We start from the raw sequence: 19,263 nt of genomic DNA, 5'->3' as shown, positions 1-19,263 counted from the left end.
GCTCTCAATCGAACGAGGAGGTCGACACTCCTCCCGGGCTCGACCCACGCACCGCCCTGGACCCGGGTCCATCCCTCCGAGTCCAGTCGCCGAAAGAGAGAAGCCCGAGGCCACCCGGCTTCCAGCGCCCGCGAGGTGAGCAACACGCCTCCGTCGACGAGCGCTCCCAAGTCCTTGCGCTGCACGCCCCTACTGTCCCGCAGATACGCCCCACCCCTCCGCCCCCTGTGGACAACCAGCCCACCCGGACTAGGGAAGGGGGAGATTGGCGGATCTGTTCCAGCAACGGCCGTGGATTACTGGGGGAGAAGGGTGCGGAGGTGGCACAGATCTGCCAATCGGTCCCGACTGATGAGCGGTCAGCGTTTGAAGGAGGTGAGGAAAGAGGTCCAAGTTGCTGCTTTGAAGAAGAGGACGGGGCCTTCCTCGGCCTGCTTGGAGTCGCGGACGGGGACTACGTCGGGGAGGCCCGGGGCGACCTCGACGCAGTCTCCGCCGTCTCCGTTGCTGTAGCTACTCTTCCTCCAGCGGGCCGTGCTCAAGTCAAAGGCGGTGCTTGCCATTTCGGTAGTCCTCAGCCGCTTCCTCGATCATGGCGAGGGACGCCTCCGGCGGCAGAGCGGCGGCCCTGAGCCGATCGTATGCCTTGCGGTACTGCTTCACGAGGGCCGGTTCGTCGATCGTGGCGCCACTGTACGGAGACTCCGTGTACACGAGAGGTGGGGCATCGGGGAAGGTCATGACCTTGGCGGATCCCTGCATCAGAGGATGCGCTCCGCAATTCCACGGAAGCACCTGTGGAGTGATCCGAGGACGTCGGGCCAACGCTGCGACACGGTCGAGCTGCTCGGCCATGTCTGCCGGAGGAAGGGCTGGAAGCCGCAGCAGGGACTCGTGGAAGATGATCCAGTACTCCGGATTCGTCGGGTCGTCGTCGAAGAAGCGAGCCCGACTCAGGCGAGCGTGGACCTTCTCTTCCGTCTCCTCGCGTGACTCCATCGGATGCGTGGCCCGGATGACGGCGCGGATGTACGGCTCGGTCTGGAGCAGCCCGGGGAAGAGGGTCGGGCACCACTCCTCGATGGTCTCCGCGTGCCGTTCGGCTTCAAGAATCCGCTCAAAGTACTTGGCGTGCCCCCTCCGCCGAGCCTTCCCCACGTCCTCGCACCGTCGCGCGAAGAATCCGTCCGTCTCCAGGGCCCGATCCACATGCTCCGCGAGGTCGCGTGGCATACGCCGCTCCCCACGTTCGATCTCGCTCAAATGGCTGAGGCCGTAGAAGCTGCCCTCCGCCAACTGCTGAAGTGTCAGCCCTGCCTGCTCTCGCTTCCACCGCAACTCCTTGCCGTAGAAGCTCGGCACGCTTTCCGACCCGTCGATGTCCTTGCGTCGCGCCATGCCCTGCCGCCGTTCAACAACAGCTGTGCCCGGTTCCGCCGTTCGCGGCCGGGAAGTCAAACCCCTTTCACGATAGGGGGCGCGACGTCAGTGTGTGACTGATTCACCACAGAGCGCACGGAAAGGTGTACGTCGATGCAACCGCCCCAGGCTTCGGCCTCCGACCGTCCCACGGCGGACGACATGACCCTCTGCGTGGAGGAGCTACGTGATGCCCTCGCCGTCCACGGCATCACCCTCCCCTCCCTCCGCGTGGACCTGCCGAGCTTCGCGGCGGCGTACCGTCCTCCCGCCGGACTGATCGCGCTCGGCAACTGCAACACCGCCACCGGGCGGAAGCTGGCGGAGGTCCTCCGGAAGGCGGCCGAGCGTTGAACGCCCCCGCACTTCCGGATCTCCGGCTCGACCTGCTCGCCTTGCCCAAGGCCGTGCGGGAGCTGCGCTGTGCGGTGCGGGAGTACCTGGGCGGGCCGTGCGCCGACGTCGAGTTGTGCGTCACCGAGCTGGTCGCCAACGTCATCGGACACGTGGGGGAGGGCACCCTGGTGCGGGTGCGCATCGCGCTTGCTGATGGCCGGATTCGCGTAGAGGTCACCGACCCGGACCCTCGCGCGCTTCCCGTCCTCCTGCGTGCGGCACAAGACGACGAGTCCGGCCGTGGCTTGGCTCTCCTCGACGCGGTGGCGGTTCGGTGGGGTGTGGAGCAGGGGGCGGCGGACAAGACGGTGTGGTGCGAGGTGGAGCGGAGCTGCTGAAGAGCTTGTGGGTGTGACGCCGACTTGCGGATACGGCGGTGGGGCCGAGCATAGGCTCGGCCCCACTAGTGAGAGTCGGGTTCCCGATCAGCTGATGTGGACGTTGTCCGTGCTGGCGTCGGGGGTGCCGCTGATGTGGACGTTGTCCGTGCTGGCGTCGGGGGTGCCGCTGATGTGGACGTTGTCCGTGCTGGCGTCGGGGGTGCCGCTGATGTGGACGTTGTCCGGCGTGTCGGTGATGTGCGCGTTGGCGAACGCTGAGGCCGAGGTTCCGCCCACTGCGGCGACCGCGATGGGGGCAGTGACGAGAATCTTCTTGGTGCGGGTCATCCCAACTCCTCAGGAATAGCGGCGACGTCCGTGTGAGGAGTGAAGCTAGTGTCAGGGGGGCGATTGTTCGAGTGGATCGAACGGTTCACGCCAGGAGTTGACTAGAACTCTGTTCTGGACACACCTCGGCCGCGGCGGCTCCCCCTCCGCGCCGCCGCGGCCGATCCCCCGTGTGAAGATGAGTCTGGTCAGGCCTTCTCGTCCGTGGCGTGGACGTTGTCCGTTGTGGCCGTGCCGGTGTCCCCGCTGGCCGGCTTGAACGGCTCGTTGGTGGCGTGCACGTTCTTGATCGTGACCGGCTCACTCGTGGCGTGGACGTTGTCCGTCGTGGCGTCGCCGGCCGGCTCACTCGTGGCGTGGACGTTGTCGGTGGTGTTCTGGTCGCTCATCTCGCTGGCTCCCCTGACAGTGTTGTGCGATGTGTTGGCAGGATCCGCCTGGCAACTCCCCCGTGGTTGCCGGGCGGACCCTGCTAGGCCGGTTCACCTTAGAGGGCCGACCGCTCGCCGTTCCGTCTGCCCCCCGAAGCGACGGCTCGACACAGTTGAGAGTGCCAAGCGGCGATAAACGAATGATGAACGCGTGCCTTCGTATGGCAGATCGCCTGGTCAGGCCACGGCGGTCGGCTTCAGCAATCCCCTCACTTCGTCTGCTTCCGGTGCGCCCAACGACTCGAAGATCTGAAGCGCCTCGGTCCAGCACACCTGGGCTCGGTCGAGCTGGCCTATCCCGTTCAAAGCGCGTCCGAGCACGGTGAGGACATTGCCACGACGCCATTCCCCGCCGATGCCGCGCAGCAGCGCCAGTGCCGTCTCGGCGTTCGGCGCGGCCTGAGCGGGCCGTCCGGCTGCCAGATCGAGTTCGGCCAGGCGGAAGAGCGTCATGCCCTCCCACAGGCGCTGGCGGCTGTCCCGGAACACCTGCAGGGCCTGGAGCAGACACTCCGTGGCCTCGGCGAGTTTGCCGCTTTGGGTGAGGGCAAGGCCCAGCGCATACCGGCCGTTGGCCCCCTTCAGAGCATGCTCCATGTCGTCGTACATCGCCGTGCCCTGCCGGGCCAACGCCACCGCGCTCTCCGTACGCCCTGTCGCCAGGTGGATGCGAGACAGGTTGCACAAGGCGCTCGCCTCGCCGGGACGGTCCTCAAGGGTCCGGAAATTCTTGATGGCGTGGGTGAAGTGCTCCGCGCCCTCCTCGTGCCGGTTCTGGTACAGCGCGACCACACCGCTGATGTTGGACGACCAGCAGCCGGTGAGCGGGTCGTCGGCCGCACGCGCCAGCTCCGTTGCCATCTGCGCCTCCTGGACAGCCACGTCGAACCTGCTGCCGGAGATGTGGTGTGCATAGGCCAGCGTCGTCAGAGCCCGTGCCTCGGTCCGGCCGTCCCCGGCCTCCTGCGACGCCTTCCGCAACAATGCCCCAACCGCCTCGTACTCCTTGGAGTTGGCGCCGGACTCGGCGAGGTCGACCGCCGCCCACAGCACGTCCACGGCGCGCCGCAGCCTATGTGGCTGCTGCGCGGACTGTCGTACGCACGCGAGCAGGGAAACAGCCTCCGAATACAGCCAGTCCTGTGCTGCGCGCCGGTCCGAGAAGGTAAGCCCCGGATACTCCGTGCGCTCCAGGTGGTCCACCAGCCGGTCTTCGGGCCGTTCGATCAGGTAGACCCCCGCGACAGTGGCCAGATAGAAGTCCAGCAACCGCGACATGGCCGCATCCCGCTCGCCCGGCGGCTGTTCGTCACGTTCCGCGCATGCACGCGCGTAGAGCCGGACCAAGTCGTGGTATCGGTACCGACCCGGGGCCGCCGACTCCAGCAGGGACGTGTCCACCAGGGACTCCAGTAGGTCCTCGGTGTCCTCCGCCGGCAGGTCCAGGACCGCCGCGGCCGCCGCCAGGGAGATGTCCGGGCCGTCCGCCAGGCCCAGCAGGCGGAACGCGCGGGCCTGGGCCGGCTCCAGTTGGCCGTAGCCCAGCTCGAAGGTGGCCTTCACCGCCAGGTCGCCCGCCTGGAGTTCGTCCAGGCGGCGGCGTTCGTCCGCGAGCTTCGTCGCCAGGACCGAGACCGTCCAGGTGCGGCGCGACGCCAGGCGGGACGCGGCGATGCGGATCGCCAGGGGGAGGAAGCCGCAGGCCGCGACCACGTCGAGCGCCGCCTCCCGCTCCGACGCCACCCGCTCCTCGCCCACGATCTTCGTGAACAGCGCCAACGCCTCGTCCGGTGACATCACGTCCAGGTCCACCAGGTGGGCACCCGCCAGGCCGACCATGCGCACCCGGGAGGTCACCAGGGCCGCACAGCCGTCCGTGCCCGGCAGCAGCGGGCGTACCTGAGCCGCGTCCTTGGCGTTGTCCAGCAGGACCAGCACCCGCCGGCCGTCCAGCACCGAGCGGTACAGAGCCGCCCGCTCCTCCAGCGAGTCCGGGATCGCCGAGTCCGCGGTGCCCAGGGCGCGCAGGAACGACCCCAGGACCGTCTCCGGCTCCGCCGCCCGCTGCCCCGCGCCCTGCAGGTCCACGTACAACTGGCCGTCGGGGAAGAACGCGCGGGCCTGGTGCGCCACATGGACGGCGAGGGTCGTCTTGCCCACTCCGCCGATGCCTGCCAGTGCCGAGACCGCCATCACCCGGCCCTCCGCCGACGCCAGCACTTCGCTCAGCTCGGTGACGAAGGACGCGCGACCCGTGAAGTCGGGTACGGTCGCCGGAAGTTGGGCCGGGCGTACGGGAGCCGTGGTCGGCTCAGGCGCTGGTGCCGACGGTTCCGCCAGGCCCGGGTCGGCCTGCAGGATCCGCTGCTGGAGGTCCTTCAGGCCCGGCCGCGGGTCCACCCCGAGTTCGTCGGCCAGCAGACGGCGCGTGTCCGCGTACACGGCCAGGGCCTCCGCCTGCCGACCCGACCGGTACAGCGCCAGCATCAGCAGTTCCCGCAGCCGCTCGCGCAGCGGGTGCGCCGCGGTCAGCGCGGTCAGTTCGGAGACCGCCTCCGCGTGGCAGCCCTGCTCCAGGTCCATGTCGAGGCGGGACTCCAGGAGTTGGAGGCGCCACTCCTCCAGGCGGGTCCGCTGCGTGTCCGCGTACGGGCCCGGGACGCCGGCCAGCGGTTCACCGTCCCACAGCGCCAGCGCCTCGTTCAGGAGTTGCCGGGCGCGGCACAGGTCCGCGGAGCCCTTCGCCTTCTCCGCCTCCGCGGCCAACACCTGGGCCGCCACGAGGTCCAGGGAGTGCGGATCACCGACGCGCAGTGCGTATCCGCCCGACTCGCTGACCAGCGCTCCGGGGGAGAGGACCTTCCGCAGCCGGGAGGCGTACGTCCGTACGGCTGCCAGCGCCCGCGGCGGCGGGTCGTCGCCCCACAGTGCGTCGATCAGCTCGGACGCCGTCGCCGTACGGCCCTCGCGCAGCAGCAACGCGGCCAGCAACGCGCGCTGTTGCGGTGAGCCCGTGGCCAGTAGCTCGTCCCCGTGCCAGGCACGCACCGGTCCGAGCACACCGAAGCGCAGCGCCGCCGATTCCTCGGGAGCCTGTTGCTCCGGAACCCGCGGTACACCGTCCATTCCCGCCCCCTGGCATTCCTGCCGAACCGTTCATGACCAAGAGGCCAGTTTGCCTTGTTCATGGCGGATGCGTCAGCTGTGCGAGACAGCGATCACAGGCCACAGCGCGGTACATCACAAGGCCCACACATGATCTACCCGCGCGCGGCGGGTTGTAGAGCCCCGCACCATAGGTGACGAACCGTCGTCCGCACGGGCCTGCTAGCCGTCCAGGTCCACCCGCACCGTCAGCAGATCCGCCCCGAAGGCCCGTACCGCCATGCTGTTCATGCGCGGCAGCGTCCTGAGCCGGGCCCGCGGGTCGTCGTCCGGGAGCGGATGGGCGGTGCCCGTGTGCCAGCGCCCCTGGATGCGGATGCGGACGCGCGGATCCGCCCGGATGTTGCGGATGTACTGGGACCTCTCGCCGTACTCGGAGACCAGCCAGAACGAGTCGCCGACGCGGCGCCCGCCCACGGGGGTCCGGCGCGGCAGGCCCGAGACGCGGCCCGTCGTCTCCAGGACCGTCTGGAGCGGCAGGCGGCGCAGGACCGGGTTGATCCGGCGCTGAAATGCCGTGACCGTCCGGTACTTGCGATCGACGTGGTCTGACATGGCTCCTTGCTCTCCTCACCGCGCGATGTGTCACCCCAGGGGCACTACGGTGCCCAGCTTGCCGTGCGGCCTCCCGGCCGGGGAACGCCGACACGTCGCCGGATCGTGACGCTTCTGTGTGCGGTAAGACGCGGTGCGGTGCGGCCACGCCCGGCGGCCGACCCGCGGCCGGCCACCGACGAAGCGGTCACCCGGACCGCGCCTCACGCCCCGCCGAGGAAGATCGGGTTCGTGAACGCGGCCAGCGCCCCCGGCAGCGGCCCCGCCGCCGCCTCGTGCCGCAGCTCCGCCCGTACGTACGCCGCGTACGCGGGCGTCGTGCGCCACTCGACCGTGCCCGCCCCGGACACCGGCAGCGGATCGCTGGTGAACAGCACCCCCTGGTCGGTGACCAGCCGGACCGTGCAGCGCGGCGCGCCCTGCGCCTCGAGCCGGACCGTGACCGGCGTGTCCCCGTCCACCCGCAACCGCTCGCCGATGCCCGCGTGTGCACCGCGGCCCCCGGCGGCCGTGAAGGTCAGCGACACGTTCTTGGACTCGGCGACGTACGAGCGGCCCGCGCGGATGCCCTCCTGGATCGCCTGACGGGACAGGTCGTCGGCGAGGACCACCGTCTGCGGGCTGCCCACCGCGTCGGGGTCGCGGTGGGCGTCGCTGTTGCCCATCGCCGGGAGCCAGTTGCCGTGCCCCTCCCGGACAGCGGTCACCAGGGTGTTGTCCCACTCCGCGAGCGTCACCTCGTCGTCCGGCGTGTACGCGCCGTTCCACACCTCGACCGCGTCCGCCTCGGCGAAGCCGAACTTCCAGCCGCAGCCGACGCAGGTGGCGTGCGGATGGGCGGGGACGACCAGTCCGCCCGCCTGGCGGATCTCCCGGGCGAACCGGCCGAAGCGGTTGTCGCGCGCCCGGTAGCGCCAGTCGATGAACGTGTCGGGGTCGGTGCCCAGCGCCACCACGTGGCCGTTGCGTGTTGTCACCTCCTCGCCCAGCATGATCAGCAGGTCCTCACCCGCCTGGTCGGCCCAGTGCGGGTGCGAGGAGTGGGTGTTGTGGTCCGAGGTGTTGATGAAGTCGAGGCCGGCGGCCCGGGCCAGCGCCGCGATCTCCGCGGGCGTCCGGCGACCGTCCGAGTGCCAGGAGTGCAGATGGCAGTCGCCCCGGTACCAGGCGCGGCCTCGACCCGTCGCCCGGGAGGGCGGGTACACGGGCTTCGGCGTACGGCCGGGCTCGCCGTACGTGAGCGTGATCGTCACCTCGTAGGCGAGACCCTGCGGCGCCACCGTGTAAGGGCCCAGCGCGATGTGCCAGGTGCCGGGGCGCACCAGGCCCGCGATGTAGCCCGGGGTGGCGTCGTCCGCGCGGAGGAAGAACTCGGTGCGTGCGCCGCCGGACCAGCCGCGGAACCCCTTGCCGCCCAGTGCGGTGCCGCGCTCGTCGAAGATGCCGATGTCGAGGGCGTTGCCCTGGGTGCCGGCCGGGACGGACGGCCTGTCGTAGGTGTAGGCGACCTTGATCTCCTTCACGCCCGCGGGGACCTCGACGGGAAGGTAGACGAAGTCGGGGGAGCCGGTCGGCAGTGTGCCGCGCACGGTCTTCGTCTCCGGATTGCCCGCCGCCGCGGCGGCGCCGTTGGGGAAGTTCACGGCTCCCAACGTAAGCGCGGCGGCGGCACCCGTCACGAACAGCGTGCGTCTGCCGATGCCGTGGTCGTTCTCGCACATGCCGGTGCTCCCAACGTGTCGGATGACAGGGATGGTGCAGGGATGGTGCGGAGGTGGCGCGTACCACTCTCGTATTCAGCCGTGAACTTTGGTGCAAGGGAAGTCGATCGGCAGCCATGTGCCGGCGCAACAGCGGGTGGCCGCCGTGGCCGGTGCCGCCCTGTGACGGCCGAACCGTCCCACCGGCCCACGTGCAGCCCTGCAATGGGCTGATCACCGCAAACGTATGCTCGGGGGATGACGACTTCCGCGACCTCCGGAACCGGCCCCACCGAGAACTCCATGCGTCGCGCTCTCAAACGTGCCCGTGACGGTGTCGCGCTCGACGTCACCGAGGCCGCCGTACTCCTCCAGGCCCGTGGCGCGGACCTCGACGACCTGACCGCCTCGGCCGCCCGGGTGCGCGACGCGGGCCTTCAGGCCGCGGGCCGCGCCGGTGTCATCACCTACTCGAAGAGCGTCTTCGTCCCGCTCACCCGCCTGTGCCGCGACAAGTGCCACTACTGCACCTTCGTCACGGTCCCGGGCAAACTGCGCCGCGCCGGGCACGGGATGTTCATGTCCCCGGACGAGGTCCTCGACATCGCCCGCAAGGGCGCGGCCCTCGGCTGCAAGGAAGCCTTGATCACCCTCGGTGACAAGCCGGAGGACCGCTGGCCCGAGGCCCGCGAGTGGCTGGATGCGCACGGCTACGACGACACCATCGCCTACGTCCGGGCGATCTCCATCCGCATCCTGGAGGAGACGGGCCTGCTGCCCCACCTCAACCCCGGGGTGATGTCCTGGACCGACTTCCAGCGCCTTAAGCCCGTCGCCCCGTCGATGGGCATGATGCTGGAGACCACGGCGACCCGTCTGTGGTCCGAGCCGGGCGGCCCCCACTACGGCTCCCCGGACAAGGAACCGGCGGTCCGGCTGCGCGTCCTGGAGGACGCCGGCCGCTCCTCGGTCCCGTTCACCAGCGGGCTGCTGATCGGCATCGGCGAGACCTACGAGGAGCGCGCCGAGTCGCTGTTCGCGCTCAGGAAGGTGGCGCGGGCGTACCACGGCATCCAGGAGCTGATCATCCAGAACTTCCGCGCCAAGCCGGACACGGCGATGCGCGGCATGCCGGACGCGGAGCTGGACGAGCTGGTCGCCACGGTGGCCGTGGCCCGGCACATCATGGGCCCGAGCGCCTGCCTTCAGGCGCCGCCGAACCTGGTCGACGAAGACTACGAGCGGCTCATCGGCGCGGGCATCGACGACTGGGGCGGCGTCTCGCCGCTGACCATCGACCATGTGAACCCCGAGCGCCCCTGGCCGCAGCTCGAGCAGCTGCGGGAGCGCTCCGCGGCGGCGGGCTTCGAGCTGCGTGAACGCCTCTGCGTCTACCCGGAGTTCGTGCGGCGCGGCGAGCCGTGGCTGGACCCGCGGCTGCTGCCGCACGTCCGCGCGCTCGCGGACCCGGAGACCGGCCTGGCACGCGCGGACGCGGTGGTCGAGGGGCATCCGTGGCAGGAACCGGAGGAGGTGTTCGTCTCCTTTGGTCGTACGGATCTGCACCGCAGCATCGACACGGACGGTCGTACGGGCGACCGCCGGGACGACTTCGACGACGTGTACGGCGACTGGGAGGCGCTGCGCGAGGCGGCGGCCCCCGGGATGGCTCCGCAGCGCATCGACGCGGACGTGCGGGGGGCGCTGCGCACGGCCGCAGACGACCCGACGAAGCTGACCGAAGACGAGGCGCTGGCCCTGCTGCACGCGGACGGCCCGGCGCTCGACGCGCTGTGCCGGGTGGCGGACGACGTACGCCGCTCGGTGGCCGGCGACGACGTCACCTACATCGTCACCCGGAACATCAACTTCACGAACGTCTGCTACACCGGCTGCCGCTTCTGCGCGTTCGCCCAGCGCCGCACGGACGCCGACGCCTACACGCTCTCCCTGGAGCAGGTCGCCGACCGCGCCCAGCAGGCGTGGGACGTGGGCGCGGTCGAGGTCTGCATGCAGGGCGGCATCCACCCGGACCTGCCCGGGACCGCCTACTTCGACATCGCGAAGGCGGTGAAGGAGCGGGTCCCCGGCATGCACGTCCACGCCTTCTCACCCATGGAGGTGGTCAACGGCGCGACGCGCACCGGCATGTCGATCCGCGAATGGCTGACGGCGGCGAAGGAGGCGGGCCTCGACACGATCCCCGGCACGGCGGCCGAGATCCTGGACGACGAGGTCCGCTGGATCCTGACCAAGGGCAAGCTGCCGACGGCCACCTGGATCGAGGTGGTGACGACGGCGCACGAACTGGGCATCCGTTCCTCGTCCACGATGATGTACGGCCACGTCGACCAGCCCCGGCACTGGCTCGGCCACTTCCGCACCCTCGCCCGCATCCAGCAACAGACCGGCGGCTTCACGGAGTTCGTGACGCTCCCCTTCATCCACACCAACGCCCCGGTGTACCTGGCGGGCATCTCACGCCCCGGCCCGACGATGCGCGACAACCGTGCGGTCACGGCGATGGCGCGGCTCCTGCTGCACCCGTGGATCCCCAACATCCAGACCAGCTGGGTGAAACTGGGCACGGAGGGCGCGGCGGAGATGCTCCGCTCCGGCGCCAACGACCTGGGCGGCACCCTCATGGAGGAGACCATCTCCCGCATGGCGGGCTCGTCCTACGGCTCGTACAAGTCGGTCAAGGACCTGGTCGCGGTGGCTCAGGCGGCCGGCCGTCCGGCGAAGCCCCGCACGACGCTGTACGGCGAGGTCCCGGAGGAACGGCGGCGTACGGCGGCGGCATCCGACGGCCAGCTGCCGGAGCTGCTCCCGGTGTTGGAGAGCTGAGGCGGGCCACCCTCGTGAAGTACCGGTCCCGCGCGCACTGAGCCAGAATGGTGCGCGCGGGCTCTGGTACGGGTGGGACGAGAGGGCGGACGGGTGACGCAGGCGCGACCGTCGATGCAGGAACTGATCCGGCAGCGCAGCCGTGCCGGATTCGTGGGGCGCGGCACCGAACGGCACGCCTTCCGCGCCAACTTCGCACTTCCACCGCAGGACGAGCGGCACCGCTTCCTCTTCCACGTGCACGGCAACGCGGGCGTCGGAAAGACCTTCCTGGTCCGTGAGTTGGAGCAGATCGCACGCGAACACGGCGCGGTGACGGCGTACATCGACGAAAGCGTCGGCAGCGTGCCGGAGGCGATGGCGGCGATCAGTCACCGGTTCGCTGCGCAGGGGCACCGCTTCAAGGGCCTGGAGCGGCTGCTGGCCGCGCACCGGGAGCGGCGGCACGAGGCGGAGGCGGCGGTGGTCGCCACGCTCGAATCCGAGCCGGAGGGGCCCTCGACCGGCAGTTTGGCGGCGGCGCGGGCCGGACTGGTCGGGCTGGGGATGGTGCCGGGGGTCGGTGCCTTCGCCGGGGCGCTCGACGCGGACCGGCTCGCCCGGCAGGCGGACCGGCTGCGGGCCGGGATCGGCGCGCGCCTGCGCAACCAGGAGGACGTGCAGCTGGTCCTCTCGCCCGAGCGGGTGCTCACTCCCGTGCTGCTCGGCGAACTGTCGAACGCGGCGGCCCAGGCGCCGTGGACCGTCCTGTTCTTCGACACGTACGAGCGGACCGGGCCGTTCCTGGACGGCTGGCTCCACGAGGTCATGACGACGGACCGGCACGGCGCCCTGCCCGCGACCGTGGTCGTGGTCACCGCCGGCCAGCTTCCGCTGGACACGGCCCGTTGGGGCGGCTTCGCGGACTTCGTCCACGACCTGCCGCTCGAACCGTTCACCGAGGCCGAGGCGCGCGGGCTGCTCGCGGGCAAGGGCGTGGTGGACGAGCCCGTCGTCGGGGAGGTGCTGCGGCTTACCGGCGGACTGCCCGTGCTGGTCTCGACCCTCGCCGAGGCCCGGCCCGCGGATCCGGGCGACGTGGGCGACCCGAGCGCGACGGCCGTGGAGCGGTTCCTGAAGTGGGAGCAGGATCCGGTACGACGAGGGGTCGCGCTGGCGTGTGCACTGCCTCGGTGGCTGGACGCGGATGTGTTCCGGGTCGTGGCCGAGGTCGAGGAGAGCGAACTCGACCCGCTGTACGCGTGGTTGAGGGACCTGCCGTTCACCGGCGAGCGCGGGGCACGGGTGCGGTACCACGACGTCGTACGGGCACCGATGCTGCGGCTGTTGCGGAGGCGGTCGCCCCGGGCATGGGCCGACCACCACCGGCGGCTCGCCGAGGCCTTCGGCCGGTGGCGGGAGGAAGCCGAAGCCGGTCTCGCGGAGGGGGAACGGTGGCCGGACGAGCGCTGGGGCGAACTGCGGCTCGCCGAGACCTATCACGCGTTGTGCGCGTCGCCCCGCGCCGCGCTGCCCGGCGCGCTGGGCGACCTCGTCGACGCGGGCACCTTGGGGGACGAGGCGCTTCGGCGCTGGGTGCGGTTGCTGACCGAGGCGGGCGAGGACACGAACACGGAGGCCGTACGGACGTTGGGGCACGGCACTCTTTGAGGCGCTCACGGAGGGCGGGCCCGCCGAGGCGCTACGGCTGCTGCTCACTCATGCCCGGGGCGACGAGCCGTGGCGGGCAAAGGCATGGCTGCTGCGCGGCGAGGCTCTCGCGCGGGACGGCGCGCACGCCCGTGCGCTGGAGGACTACGACAAGGCTCTGGCCCTCGACCCCGACCTGGTACGGGCCCACCGCGCGAAGGCGGTCACCCTGAGCGCGACGGGCGACCACGAGGGCGCGCTCGCCGTCCTCGATCGGACACTGGAACTGGAGCCGCACAACCCCTGGAACGTCATCCTGCGCGGTGAACTCCATCGCCTGCTGCGCCATGGTGAGGAGGCGATCCGCGATCTGAGCGAGGGGATCCGACGCAACCCGGCGAGCGCTTTCGCCTGGGCGTCCCGTGGCGCCACGCACGAGCGCGACGGCGACCGCGACGCGGCGCTCGCAGACCTGAACCAGGCGCTGGACCTCAAGCCGGACTACGCATGGGCTCTCGCCCGCCGTGCCCGGGTATGGCGAGGACTCGGCGATTTTGCGCAACAACTGGCCGACCTGAACCGGGCCCTCGACCTGCAACCGGAGTGGGCGTGGGGCCGCTGCGAACGCGGCGACGCCCTCCGCGTGGCCGGCCGCGACGAGGAGGCCCTCGCCGACTACGACATCGCGCTCGCCCTCGATCCCGGGTACGCGTCGGCGTATGCGAGCCGAGGCGTGTCACTGGCCAACCTCGGCCGCGACGAGGAGGCCCTGGCAGACCTGAACCGCGCGGTCGAGCTGCGGCCGAATTACACCTGGGTGCTGGATGCCCTGGCCCGGCTCAACCTCGATCCACGGCGTGACGTTCGGCCTGCGGAGGACGGAACAGCGAGAGGTGCCTGCTGACCTGCGATGGTGGGAGTTCCTGTGCTTCCACCACGCTCGATCGGCGAGGCACCTCTGGGCGAGGCGGTGTTCGCCTGGCCGATTCAGTGCTCCCGGAACAGCGCCTGTGCGTGGTTCAGGCTGTACCTGGCGACATCGGTACCCAGTGCGACCCCGGCCTCGTCCGCGAGCCGGGTGTGGATGCCCAGCCAGACCCGCGCGTCCATGTTCTCCAGCGTGAGCTGGTGCCATGCGGTGTAGGTACGGACGACGCCTGGTGCGGTGCCGCTGGTCAGGGTGAACGGGGCCGTGCGCGGTCCTGCGAGGGCGGTGAGAACGGTTTCCGCCGCGCCTGCGTAGGTGTTGTGGCCGCTGGGGTAGTCCGGGTGCGCCGGGGTGGTGTGCAGCGGGGTCCATGACGGGTCGGCAGGGACCTCGCCGACGCCTGTTCGGATCGCGGTGACGGGGCGCCACAGCGGGTAGGTGTACTTGCTGTCGGAGGTGGCGATCTGGGTGTCCACCAGCGTGGCGTTGGCCAGGGCGACGAGTTCGGCCTGCTTGCGCAGCGGCTGGTGGGAGGTGGCGGCGAGCGCGACGCGAATCGGCTTGGTCCACAGGGTCAGCGAGGAGTCGAACCAGAAGTTGGCCGTGTCGGTCTGCCGTGCGGTGCGCACCGTGCTGTTCAGCTCGCCGAAGTCTCGAACCTCCTTCAGATCGGTCTGGTACCGCTTGGACGTCGGAGCGGGAGGCGCGGGCAGTCGGAACTGGCCGGCGCTTTTCAGCAGGAAGGGCCGGGCGAACCGGGTGCCGTTCTGGATGGCGGGGGCGAAGGCGGGCGGGGTGGGTTGCCAGACGCCTGGCGCGGCCGGCGGCACGGTGAATGGGGCGTTCACCGAGGCCGCGTCGAAGCCGTCTCCCTCACGGTCGTGCAGGACCTCCAGCGCCTGGCGCTCGCCGGCTGCTGCCCCCAAGGTCTCGGCCAGGCCGTCGGGGGACTGATCCAGGGTCTGCTGCAGGGCGGCATCCAGCTCCGGGGCACGGGTGGGCACCAGCTCGACCAGGGTGCGGTGCACCGCGGAGGCCAGCGCCGCGTCCTGGTAGGCCCGACGGTCGACCCCAGCCGGCACGTGTTGCAAGGCCCGTGCCGCGGCGATCCAACTGACCGCCCAGGTACGGCTGTTGGTCACCGGAGGGAGCGATGAGCCGGCCGCCGCGATCGTGTCGGCCGTGGTGTCGTACCAGGCGAGCGCCACGGAGGTGCGACCGTGCCCAGGCTCAGGGGCGGCGGCGACGCTCGGCGCCGCGCCGGAGGCGACCAGCAGTGCCGTGGAGGCCACCATGGCCGCACGGGTCTTCAGGGAGTTCATGGAAACAGCTCCTCATAGTGGGGTGGGGGGCCGGGTGTCGGCCCGTCCGTCCGTCAGTCATGTGCGACGGGACCCGGAGAATGGAGGACCGTGCACTGGTCGCAGCAGTTCGCGGACGAAGCCGTGGGGCCTTGGCCCGGGAACTGCGGAGCACGGTGCCGTGCGGGGATGCCGCTGCAGACGGGGGCGGTCTTCGGCGTGGCCGGGCGTCTCAGGCGGGGTCGGCGTTGATATGGAAGGGGACGGTGACGATGTCGGAGGCGACGCCCATCAGAACCAGGTCCTTGGCGCCGATCTTCCCATCGCCGTCGAGGTCCTTCACGACGTCGGGTGCGTCGTTGTAGACGCCGTCGTGGTTGAGGTCGTCGACGACGGCCACGGTCAGGGTGGTGTCGACGTTCTGCCCCACGATGGGCGCGCCGACGATCCAGGTGTCCCACAGTTCGGTCTTGTGCGGGGTGCGGTTGGTGACGCCGGAGAGGTTGAACAGGTTGGCCAGGTTGGTGCCGGGCCCGGAGAAGCCGGGGAGGGTGCTGTTGGTGGTGGAGTCCAGCACGACCAGTCCAGGGATCTTGTCGTCCTGGCCGGTGGAGAACGTGCCGGGGAAGGGGGCGATGTTGTTGTGTGCGGCCGGGCCTGTGAGCTGGAGCCCGTTGTAGCCGGTCTGGGCCGGGGTCTTGCCCCGGAAGGAGAGCTTCAGGTCCACGATCCAGCCCTTGCCCTCCACACCCGCGTTGTCCCCGCGCTTGGGTGCGAGGACCTCCACCTTGACCGGGTGCCGTGCGGTGGAGGCGGACTTGTCCAGGCTCGAGGCGTTCGCGGTGGACAGCCCGGAGGCCGCGGCGCCCAGGCCGAGGATCACGGCCGTACCCGCACCGAGGGCGCAGCTGAGCTTCTTCCTCATGACTTGTTCTCCTGAGTGTTGGGAGGCTTGCGGCCATGTGTACGACCAACTGCGGCGCCCGGTTCAGCCCGCAGGCCGACCAGGGCGCACAGGGCCGGATCGTCGGGCGCCCGTCGAGGCTGTGGGGACGAGGACGCCGTCCGGCGCGCCCGCGGTCTCGACGCCCGACCCGTGTCGCGGGTGAACTTGAACCCCCAGCTCGTCGTACACGTAGCCGCAAGGGCACGCGACCAGTGCCTCAGGACACAAGAACCGCATGTCGCAGCCGTCCTCGAAGACGGTGCAGCCGGCGCGGTCATGTCTGGAAGTGAGTCGGATGGATCGGACCCGGTTCCGCGCCTCCCCAGGGCGCGGACTGTCCACCGCCTGCAGTTCGGGTCCGGCGATGCTCCGAGCGACCCCAGCCTGCGAGACGAGGACATCGAGCGTGACGACGGACGAGCAGTTGATGACTGCGCTGTACACCGAGCACCACGATGTGCTGCTCTCCTTCGTGCGCAGGTACGTGCGCAGCCCTGAGCAGGCGGAGGACGTCGTGCAGGAGACACTGCTGCGCGCGTGGCGCAGCATCACCAAGATCGAGCCGCGTCACGTCAGCATCCGCTCCTATCTCTTCACGATCGCCCGCAATGTGCTCACCGACAGCTGGCGTGCTGAGCAGCGGCGTCCGGAACCGCTCTACGACAACGAGGCACTCGCGGCTGTACCTTCTGCCGATGATGTGGAGGCGGCTCTGCAGGGGCACGTGATTGCCACAGCGTTGGAACGCTTGTCCAGCGAGCATCGTGAAGTGATCCAGGCGCTGTACTTCGAGGGGCTGACCACCGCCGAGTCCGCATCACGGCTCACGATCCCAGAGGGAACGGTCAAGTCCCGCGCCTACTACGCCGTACGCAACCTGCGCGCAGCCTTTGAAGAAATGGGAGTTCTACGGTGAGCACCGACCACGATGACGTGCGCATGCTGATCGGCGCGTATGTGCTGGGCGGTCTCAGCGAGACCGACCGCCGTGTCCTGGAGTCCCACCTGCCCGCGTGTCAGGAATGCCGTGACGAGCTCGCGCGCTCGGCCCCGCTGGCTGGACTGCTCCGCCGCGCCCCGGACATGTCCGCGGCCCGCCCCCAGGTCATGCGCGAGGCCGCCATCGATGCGGCGCCACCGGCTTCGTCGGCCGGGATCGACCGCCTGCTGGAGCAGGTCCGCGCCACCGCTGTGGCGCGCAGGCGCCGGGCTCGTCGGCAGTGGCTGGCAGTGGCTGCGGCCCTGATCGTGGTTGCCGGGCTCGGACTGGGGCTGATGCTGCCGTTCCGGCAGTCGACCGGACCGTCCACGGCCTTCACCTCGGCCGCCGGGTACTCCGTGTCCGGCCGCGCCACGCTCACGGCCAAGCCCTGGGGCACTGCGGTGAGCGTCACCCTGGCCGACCTGCCCGCAGGAGGATCAGGACCCTTCATCCTCCAGGTCTCCTCGGTGGACGGCCGCAAGGAGCAGGCGGCCACCTGGGCGATCACTCCCAACGGCAGCGCCGCCGTGACGGGGGCGAGTGCCCTGCACCTTCCCGACATCCGATCCATCTCCGTGATGGACCATGCGGGACGCATGCTCGCCACGACCCGACCACTCTGACCTTGGCGGTGCTGGAACCGACCGGCCTCACCGCCGCCCAACGCCACCAGGCCTTCCTGCTGGCCATCGGTCTCGTCCGCAACCTCGCTCAGCAGCTGGTCGACTTCGACGAGGAGCACGACCGCGAGTGGAATCGCCTCACCGGAGAACTGCTCGACCGGCACGCCGACCGTTTCCCCGCCCTGACCAGGGCCGTTGCCGAGGGCGCGTTCGCCGCCACGGACTTCGATCCCCTCGCTTTCGGGCTCGACCGCCTCCTCGACGGAGTCCAGGTGCTCATCGACAGAACCGCCCGGAACTGACCACGTGGCGCCACTCGGGCCACACGCGCGGACTCGTGCACCATCCGTACCCAGCGTTCTGGTTCCGTTACAGTGCTGCGCGTCGGACGTGCGGACAGTGCCGTGAGGAGGCCTGGGTGAGTGCGACGACCCGTGCCGTCTGGGGCCGGACCGAGCAGCAGGACTTCCGTAGCCGGGTGCGCGGGACGCTGCTCGGCGCGGCCGTCGGCGATGCCCTCGGCGCGCCGCTGGACGGGCTCACCCTGGAGGAGATCCGTCAGGTGTACGGACCCGAGGGGCTCGGCGATCTCGCGTTCGGGCACGGTCGGCGCGGTGCCATCACCCATCGCACCCAGCTCACCCTGTTCTCCGTCGACGGGCTCGTCCGCGCCCAGGTCCGCCGGGACACCGGCGTCTGGCATCCGCCGACCGATCTGCACCGGGCGTATCTGCGCTGGGCGGCCACCCAGCGGGACTGGGGACCCGACGAGCGCCGCAAGGACGACGGCTGGCTGGCCCGCGAGGAGTGGCTGTACGCCCGGCGTTCCCCGGACCGCGCCTGTCTGCGCGGCCTCGGCGACGACATCATGGGCACGCTGGACGCGCCCAAGAACCCCGGCGAGCCCGGGCCTGAGGCGGCCGCGCGCTCCGCGCCGTTCGGGCTGCTCGTCGGCTGGGAGCCGCAACTGGTGCTGCAACTCGCCATCGAGTGCGCCACGCAGACGCACGGGCACCCCACGGCGTACCTCGCGGCGGGCGCGTACGCGGTCATCATGCACGCGCTGGCGCGCGGCGAGAGCCTGGAAGCGGCCGTGCAGCGGGCCCTTGCGCTGCTCGCCCCGCGGCCGGGACAGCAGCCGGTCGCCGACGCGTTGCAGCATGCGCTCGGCGCCGTGCGGCAGGGGATGCCCACACCCGAGGGGATCGAGGAACTGGCGGGAAGCGGTACGGCGGAGCGCGTACTGGCGGTCGCCGTGTACTGCGCACTGGTGGGGGAGGACGTCCGGCACGGGCTGTGCCTGGCCGTGAACCACGGCGGGCCTTCGGGGGCCGCGGGCGCGCTGACCGGTGGGCTGCTGGGGGCGTTGCACGGCGAGACGGCCCTCCCGCCCGCCTGGCTGGCCGAGTTGGAGGGCCGCCCCACGATGCTGGTCCTCGCGGACGACTTCGCGATGGAGACGACACAGGGCGCCGCACTGCACAGCCCTACGGGGGCCGCGCCGGGATGGCTCGCGCGGTACCCGCGGGCCTAGTGCCGCAACAGGCAACGTTTGCCCCGTCGCGACGCCCGGCACGCCTCCCCCAAGCTCTTCGAGCAGGGGGTACCCCCACTCGCCGCACCGACCGAAAGCCCAAGTACGTCCAGTACGAGGGCTTCCGGCCGGCACGCCG

General features: G+C 70.6%; 18 protein-coding genes and 1 pseudogene. 10 read left to right on the top strand and 9 right to left on the bottom strand.

What is annotated here, in order from left to right; all coding sequences use genetic code 11:
* Positions 1-359: 359 nt before the first annotated feature.
* Together BIV24_RS12800 and BIV24_RS12795 are read right to left on the bottom strand one after the other, a co-directional pair.
* Positions 360-563: a DUF397 domain-containing protein gene (locus tag BIV24_RS12800; protein WP_071366387.1), complete on the bottom strand. Its 204-nt coding sequence runs from the start codon at positions 561-563 to the stop codon at positions 360-362.
* Entirely contained in the window at positions 544-1,398 is an 855-nt protein-coding gene (locus BIV24_RS12795) for a helix-turn-helix domain-containing protein (protein WP_071366386.1), read from the bottom strand. The genes BIV24_RS12800 and BIV24_RS12795 overlap by 20 nt, the downstream gene beginning before the upstream one ends.
* 135 nt (positions 1,399-1,533) lie before the next feature.
* On the opposite strand from BIV24_RS12795, the gene BIV24_RS34365 reads away from it, so the two are divergent.
* On the top strand, positions 1,534-1,773 hold the full coding sequence (locus tag BIV24_RS34365; protein ID WP_071366385.1) for a hypothetical protein: 240 nt from the start codon (positions 1,534-1,536) through the stop codon (positions 1,771-1,773).
* Positions 1,770-2,153 carry an ATP-binding protein gene (locus tag BIV24_RS34360; RefSeq protein WP_071366384.1) on the top strand — a complete coding sequence of 128 codons (384 nt, stop codon included), beginning with the start codon at positions 1,770-1,772 and terminating at the stop codon, positions 2,151-2,153. The genes BIV24_RS34365 and BIV24_RS34360 overlap by 4 nt, the downstream gene beginning before the upstream one ends.
* Positions 2,154-2,240: 87 nt before the next feature.
* Here BIV24_RS34360 and BIV24_RS34355 read toward each other — a convergent pair whose 3' ends face one another.
* The 5 genes from BIV24_RS34355 to BIV24_RS12760 all read right to left on the bottom strand — a co-directional run bounded on the left by BIV24_RS34355 (position 2,241) and on the right by BIV24_RS12760 (position 8,355).
* Positions 2,241-2,483 (bottom strand): hypothetical protein, encoded by a 243-nt coding sequence (locus BIV24_RS34355; protein WP_071366383.1) that lies wholly within the window; start codon positions 2,481-2,483, stop codon positions 2,241-2,243.
* Positions 2,484-2,671: 188 nt separating this feature from the next.
* Positions 2,672-2,872, bottom strand: coding sequence for a hypothetical protein (locus BIV24_RS12775; protein WP_071366382.1), 201 nt, complete (start codon positions 2,870-2,872; stop codon positions 2,672-2,674).
* 219 nt (positions 2,873-3,091) lie between these two features.
* Positions 3,092-6,040 (bottom strand): SARP-family global regulator AfsR, encoded by a 2,949-nt coding sequence (gene afsR / locus BIV24_RS12770; RefSeq protein ID WP_071366381.1) that lies wholly within the window; start codon positions 6,038-6,040, stop codon positions 3,092-3,094.
* A 201-nt stretch (positions 6,041-6,241) separates the two neighbouring features.
* Positions 6,242-6,634, bottom strand: a complete 393-nt coding sequence (locus tag BIV24_RS12765; RefSeq protein WP_071366380.1) for a nitroreductase family deazaflavin-dependent oxidoreductase — start codon at positions 6,632-6,634, stop codon at positions 6,242-6,244.
* 203 nt (positions 6,635-6,837) lie between these two features.
* Positions 6,838-8,355: a CehA/McbA family metallohydrolase gene (locus BIV24_RS12760; RefSeq protein ID WP_071366379.1), complete on the bottom strand. Its 1,518-nt coding sequence runs from the start codon at positions 8,353-8,355 to the stop codon at positions 6,838-6,840.
* Positions 8,356-8,592: 237 nt separating this feature from the next.
* Here BIV24_RS12760 and BIV24_RS12755 point away from each other — a divergent pair, with 237 nt between their 5' ends.
* From BIV24_RS12755 to BIV24_RS36215, 4 genes and pseudogenes are all read left to right on the top strand, one after another.
* Positions 8,593-11,181, top strand: a complete 2,589-nt coding sequence (locus BIV24_RS12755; protein WP_071366378.1) for a bifunctional FO biosynthesis protein CofGH — start codon at positions 8,593-8,595, stop codon at positions 11,179-11,181.
* A 93-nt stretch (positions 11,182-11,274) separates the two neighbouring features.
* The gene (locus BIV24_RS36225) at positions 11,275-12,831 is read left to right on the top strand and encodes a hypothetical protein (protein ID WP_342745248.1); all 1,557 of its coding nucleotides are present in this window, start codon (positions 11,275-11,277) and stop codon (positions 12,829-12,831) included.
* 37 nt (positions 12,832-12,868) lie between these two features.
* Positions 12,869-13,255, top strand: a pseudogene (locus BIV24_RS36220) (tetratricopeptide repeat protein); the annotation flags it as partial.
* 198 nt (positions 13,256-13,453) lie between these two features.
* Positions 13,454-13,714: a tetratricopeptide repeat protein gene (locus BIV24_RS36215; RefSeq protein WP_071366375.1), complete on the top strand. Its 261-nt coding sequence runs from the start codon at positions 13,454-13,456 to the stop codon at positions 13,712-13,714.
* A gap of 83 nt (positions 13,715-13,797) precedes the next feature.
* Here BIV24_RS36215 and BIV24_RS12735 read toward each other — a convergent pair whose 3' ends face one another.
* Both BIV24_RS12735 and BIV24_RS12730 read right to left on the bottom strand, forming a co-directional pair.
* Positions 13,798-15,060, bottom strand: coding sequence for a vanadium-dependent haloperoxidase (locus BIV24_RS12735; protein WP_071366374.1), 1,263 nt, complete (start codon positions 15,058-15,060; stop codon positions 13,798-13,800).
* Positions 15,061-15,271: 211 nt separating this feature from the next.
* Complete coding sequence (locus BIV24_RS12730; RefSeq protein WP_071366373.1) at positions 15,272-15,964, bottom strand: hypothetical protein; 693 nt, start codon at positions 15,962-15,964, stop codon at positions 15,272-15,274.
* A 427-nt stretch (positions 15,965-16,391) separates the two neighbouring features.
* Here BIV24_RS12730 and BIV24_RS12725 point away from each other — a divergent pair, with 427 nt between their 5' ends.
* The 4 genes from BIV24_RS12725 (at position 16,392) to BIV24_RS12710 (ending at position 19,124) form a co-directional block, all read left to right on the top strand.
* On the top strand, positions 16,392-16,901 hold the full coding sequence (locus BIV24_RS12725) for a sigma-70 family RNA polymerase sigma factor (RefSeq protein WP_218149308.1): 510 nt from the start codon (positions 16,392-16,394) through the stop codon (positions 16,899-16,901).
* The gene (locus tag BIV24_RS12720; RefSeq protein WP_071366372.1) at positions 16,898-17,590 is read left to right on the top strand and encodes an anti-sigma factor family protein; all 693 of its coding nucleotides are present in this window, start codon (positions 16,898-16,900) and stop codon (positions 17,588-17,590) included. Before BIV24_RS12725 ends, BIV24_RS12720 begins: the two co-directional genes overlap by 4 nt.
* A gap of 8 nt (positions 17,591-17,598) precedes the next feature.
* The gene (locus BIV24_RS12715) at positions 17,599-17,892 is read left to right on the top strand and encodes a hypothetical protein (RefSeq protein ID WP_245766788.1); all 294 of its coding nucleotides are present in this window, start codon (positions 17,599-17,601) and stop codon (positions 17,890-17,892) included.
* A gap of 116 nt (positions 17,893-18,008) precedes the next feature.
* A complete protein-coding gene (locus BIV24_RS12710; RefSeq protein ID WP_071366371.1) occupies positions 18,009-19,124 on the top strand; it encodes an ADP-ribosylglycohydrolase family protein in 1,116 nt (371 codons plus the stop codon).
* The last annotated feature ends 139 nt before the right edge of the window (positions 19,125-19,263 follow it).

The organism is Streptomyces colonosanans (genome assembly GCF_001866645.1).
Lineage (GTDB): Bacteria > Actinomycetota > Actinomycetes > Streptomycetales > Streptomycetaceae > Streptomyces > Streptomyces colonosanans.
This window is presented reverse-complemented; position numbering and strand designations above follow the sequence as displayed.